3 protein-coding genes and 1 riboswitch are annotated in these 5,369 nt (G+C 43.2%); of the genes, 1 reads left to right on the top strand and 2 read right to left on the bottom strand.

Features of this window, described 5'->3' with window-relative positions:
* The first annotated feature begins 443 nt into the window (after positions 1-443).
* Positions 444-827, top strand: a complete 384-nt coding sequence (locus BIY37_RS13355) for a hypothetical protein (protein WP_070066400.1) — start codon at positions 444-446, stop codon at positions 825-827.
* A 269-nt stretch (positions 828-1,096) separates the two neighbouring features.
* Here the strand turns inward: BIY37_RS13355 and purL are convergent, their stop codons facing one another.
* Together purL and BIY37_RS03195 are read right to left on the bottom strand one after the other, a co-directional pair.
* Positions 1,097-3,961, bottom strand: a complete 2,865-nt coding sequence (purL, locus tag BIY37_RS03200; RefSeq protein ID WP_070066399.1) for a phosphoribosylformylglycinamidine synthase subunit PurL — start codon at positions 3,959-3,961, stop codon at positions 1,097-1,099.
* 5 nt (positions 3,962-3,966) lie between these two features.
* Complete coding sequence (locus BIY37_RS03195; protein WP_070066398.1) at positions 3,967-4,836, bottom strand: prephenate dehydrogenase; 870 nt, start codon at positions 4,834-4,836, stop codon at positions 3,967-3,969.
* A 409-nt stretch (positions 4,837-5,245) separates the two neighbouring features.
* Positions 5,246-5,357: riboswitch (cyclic di-GMP riboswitch) on the top strand.
* Positions 5,358-5,369 lie beyond the last annotated feature (12 nt).

The raw sequence follows: 5,369 nt of genomic DNA, 5'->3' as shown, positions 1-5,369 counted from the left end.
TCTACAGGGTTAACCGTCATTGCATAACGATATGCTATAATAATGACATCCCTTCAGGATTACAGAATCAATATTTTGTTCACTCATAGGGTTTGTGAGCGAATGTACGCTGAATAGTTACAATATTCCTCATATTTTTCTGACCAGAATCTTACTGAATAGACGGTTCACCTGTATAGCGTCCATCGCTACAAAACCTTTATCGAAGGAAAATTTCTGTCAGCGGCGAAACTTTATTCTGTAGCCATTTGATTTATCAGGATGCCCTGCTAAAACCAAACAGATTGTCGGAGAATTCAAAATCTCAAAATGCTTTGGCAGAGGATTTTTGAGGCTAAAATCGGGGAAAATTTGAAATGATTTATTTTGAGACTGAACCAACGGCCTGATAGGATGAAAAAAGCAAGGATCAAGCCCACAGGTATCATTTTTCGTATCCTTTTATGTTTTCATACTTACCGAACAAAGAGTTTTCCGGTTTCTTCACCGGTAAATTTCAACGGTCTCTTCCCTGCACCTGCTTTAAATCCTTGTTTGACATGGAAGAGGCTTTAGGCGTATGCCAGCACATCAAAATCTTTGTTGGAAAAATGCGTTTCCGGCAGGAAACAGAGTCGAATGAAAAAATTCTGAGGATAGCATATTTTTACCCCCCCTTTGCCCCCCTTGACTTCGTCGTGATGGTTCTACAGGTTCACCATACATGGCGCAACATCCTGAGCCTGCCGAAGGATCTGTCGAACGATAGAGCGGATTTGGTTGAAGTTTTGCCGTGTTATATAACCGGAACAAAAGAAAATATGTCGTGCGAGTGGATTATCGTTTAATGGATCTCACGATGAAATACCCATACAGGTCGATCACAAGGAATCGGCACTATATTTTCAAAAAACTAAATTTTTACACATTTTTTACTGTTTATTTTTTCAGGCAAAATCAAGTTATGTCTTCGGTTACAGGGTGGCACTGACAAACTCTGTTTGTCAGTGTGATATATTCCAAATCCGTGTGCATATTCAAACGATATGGATAAACAAGTTTGTCCATGCCATCCGGTAATCCGCTCAAACAAAATGAAAATCCCTGTACAATCGGGCTACCACCGCAGCGGCGCCTGCCACGCCTCTTTCAGATCATAAATACTTTCATTGACCACGGGTTTATTGTCTAAGCCGTAAATCGTGAAGACCGGCTCTCGTATAACCTTTCCCAACAACCCGTACGGAATATCCTTTACTATTCCCTCAAATTGCACCTGATGTTCTGGCCGTACTTCAACAACAAAGCGAGTGTTTGATTCTGAAAAGAGAAGGGTATCGTTTCGGCAAATAGACCCTTCTGTAGCAACCGCAGAAAGATTAAGTGCCATGCCGTATCCACCCGAAAATGCCATTTCTGCGGCAGCAACTGCGAGACCCCCTTCCGAGCAATCATGGCACGATCTGATGAGTTTTTTACTCGCTGCCAGGGAAAGGGCATTCATGATCCTTCTCCCCAGGACCGCATCTACCTTCGGGACATTATTCCCTTTGTATCCGTGGATATAATAGTAATGCGAACCACCCAATTCAGGACGAGTGAGACCTATGATATAAACCAGGCTGCCGGGCTCCTTGATGTCCATTGATACGGCGTTCCGTACATCTTCCATTATTGCAACTGCCGAAATAAGTAAAGTAGGTGGAATGACAATTGTTTCTTTATCGGTGATAAATTCATTATTCAGGCTGTCTTTTCCGGAGATAAATGGAGTCCCGTATGCAATGGCAATGTCGTAGCAGGCCTGTGCAGCCATCACGAGACTGCCAAGACGGTCTGGTTTGTTGGTGTTACCCCAGCAAAAATTATCTAAAAGCGCAACCTGCTCTAAACTCCCGCCAACGGCTATGATCTGCCGCAACGCTTCGTCAATGGCTGATGAAGCCATATGATACGGATCTATATCGCCATATCGCGGGTTCATGCCATTAGATACGATAATGCCTTTTCCGGATCCCAACCTGGGCGTAATAACACATGCGTCACCTGGCCCGTCATTGCAAAGACCCTGAAGAGGTTTCAGAACACTGCTACCCTGTACCTCATGATCGTATTGACGTATAACCCATTCCTTGCTGCAAATATTCCATGAAGAAAGTATCTTCTTCAGGTCTGCTCCAAAGTCTTCTTTGTCCGGCAGGCTTGGTTCTTCAAAGGTTGGTCTATGCCATGTTGCCTTACGTTCCAGCCTGGGTATGCCTTTGTGGAGAAAATCCATTTCTATTTCACCAACTAAATGAGCATTGTAGAACAGACGCAGTACTTTATCTTGGGTAAATCTCCCTATGATCGTTGCTTCAACATTTTCTGATTTAAATAACTCAAGGAGATCCTTTTCTTTTTCTGGAGGAACGGCGAGTACCATCCGTTCCTGCGCCTCGGAAATCCAGATTTCCGTATAGGAAAGACCTTCGTATTTAAGAGGCACCCTTTCTAAATTTACCAACGCACCCAGATCCTGACCCATTTCTCCTACGGCAGAAGACAGACCGCCTGCGCCACAATCGGTAATGCAGTTGTACAGTCCTCTGTCACGCGCCTGCAAAAGTACATCCAGCAATGCCTTTTCCGTTATGGCATTGCCAATCTGCACAGCACCGCCAGATATCTGTTCCGATTGTTCGTGCAATTCCGCTGAAGAGAAGGTTGCACCGTGGATGCCATCGCGCCCAGTCCTGCCACCAGCAACAACGATGAGATCGCCGGGTCGGGCCTCTTTTTGGCACTTATTTTTTGGTATAAGACCTACCGTACCGCAAAATACGAGGGGATTGCCAATATACCGATCATCAAAGAAAATAGCGCCATTAGCCGTGGGGATGCCCATGCGGTTGCCATAATCTCTTACCCCTGCAACGACCCCTTTAAAAATTCTCTTTGGATGCCAAACCCCTTTAGGAATTTTATCCTGCGGTGTATCCGGTATACCAAAACAAAACACATCCGTATTGAGGATAGGTTTTCCCCCCAGCCCGGTGCCCATGATATCCCTGATAACACCGCCAACGCCCGTGTTAGCACCTCCATACGGTTCAATGGCAGACGGATGGTTATGGGTCTCCACTTTGAAGCAAATATTGTATTGGTCATCGTACCGAACGATGCCCGCATTATCTTTAAACACAGAGACGCACCAGGGTTTCTTGAGCTCTTTAGTGGCCTTCATAATGGTATTTTGCAGGAGATTATCAATTTTCTCCCCATTGAATTCGATAATACCTTTGAAGGTTTTGTGAACGCAGTGTTCAGACCATGTCTGTGCAATGGTTTCGAGTTCGACATCGGTAGGATCACGCTTGATTAATTTATAATAGTTCTGAATAGCCCGCATCTCGGATAAATTAAGAGAGAGCTGGCCACGGGCACTTATCTCTTCCAATTGTTTATTGTCTGCGTGCAATAAAGGCACCGTCTCTTTTTTAAAGGAATACCGGATCGTGCCATGATCGTAATTGGGTGTTTCAGGGTAAATAAAGACTTCTTCTATCTTTGTATTTGCAAGGATCCTGGTAGCTATGCTGCCAATAGCTTCCTTTGACATATTCCCATCGATTAGATACTTTTTAGCGGTTTTAACACCATCGATGCTTATTCCTATATCACGAAGCGCCTTCAAAACTGATTGCTCAACGGGATCCATAACGCCTGGTTTGCGGCTGATTTCGACAACATGGTGTCCAAAATCCAAAATCCGAAGTTCGAAATCAGAAATCTGGTAGTGTTGGGTAATCGTATCTACCAGGAGCTTTTTAGCAATGGTATCCAGATCGTTTTCCCCCACATTCCCAAAGATGATATAAACCTGACGCACCCTAACGCTGGTAACTCCCGGGAAACCAAATGCTGCAATCTCTGACCGTACAGCATTCCCCAGAGGATCCGGAAGTTCGTCCTTATAAAACACTTCAATTCGTTTATACATAAAACTTATTTGTTTTCATCCTGATATTTTGAGTTGTTATGAAATACCTTATCGCGTGACGCCTTTGCCTTTTTTAACCATTCAAATAACAGAGCATCGTTTTTCTTCAGCAGTTCACTTTTCAATCCGGCAAGTTCCGCCATAAAATGATCGATTGACCTTATAAGATTATCACGATTGTGATCAAAGATGTTTACCCAAAGCTCCGCATCACCGGATGCGACCCTGGTAGTATCCCGTAATCCGCTGGCACCGTAAACCAGATATTCTTGCTTAATGGAATTTATCAGACATGAGGCAATCAGATGAGGCAGGTGACTCACGTTTGCAAGTATTTCGTCGTGTTGTTCAGGGGTTAAACAGATTATTTTAGCGCCTAAAAGCTGCCACAGAGAGGAAATCGTTTCCAGCCCCTTTGAATCCTTGTTTAAAGGCGTTATGATGCAGTTACAACCCTCAAAAAGATCCGGCGAAGCGAACTCAACGCCTCTTTGCTCCGATCCTGCAATGGGATGTGCGCCAACAAATGCAATATCTTTTCTTATGTTTTGAGTAATCTGTTGAATGATGTAGTTTTTTGTGCTGCCCACATCGGTAAGAATAGCGTTACGTTTCATACGGGGGATGACTCTTTTCGCCATATCAATAATTTTATCCACCGCTGTGGCAAGTATAACAATATCGGCGTCATGAATAGCCGTCTCCATATTTAAGACGCCTCTATCAATGGCCTGCATCTTCAGGGCGCTGTCGATAGAGGCAGCCCTGTGACCCACGCCAATGACAGTCTTTGCCAGATTCCTTTTTTTCAGTCCCAGGCCAATGGAGCCACCAATAAGCCCCGGGCCAATGATACATACAGTTCCAAATTGCATCTAAACCGGTACAAATATCTATTAAAGAATATTAAATTTATTTATAGGAAATTTAAGCAACGTTTCCCACTCTAAAAAGAGCATCAGATATTACCTGCCTGACTTCTTTTTGTCAACATTTTTAAGCCGTTTGTGATGTTACTATCTTGAAATATTAATAGTTATTACTATTTTAACGCATGGAATTTCGATCTTTATTGCAGGGCGAGGCATTTGCCTGTTTTGATATGAGCGTATTTATGACAACGGTAGCAAATGCTTGTCCCTATGAGGTGCAATAAATGTCATTTTGGGGTTTATAAAACTAAATTCTCTGGATTTTCTCCTTGACGCAAATAAAATTTCGAGCTTATACTCAAAAACATACTATAGACATTATAAATTTTATTAGATCTATAATATAGATGCATGACGATAAAGGCAAACCCTGAGTGATCGGGGGACGCAAAGTAAAGGGTCTTGTGCAGAGACGTATGGCCATACGTCTCTGCATCTGATAAAAAGACAGCCTTACTGCCGAAAATGTTTTAAAT

Source organism: Candidatus Brocadia sapporoensis (assembly GCF_001753675.2).
GTDB lineage: Bacteria > Planctomycetota > Brocadiia > Brocadiales > Brocadiaceae > Brocadia > Brocadia sapporoensis.
The sequence above is the reverse complement of the archived record's forward strand: the minus strand, read 5'-3'. Positions and strand labels throughout refer to the sequence as shown.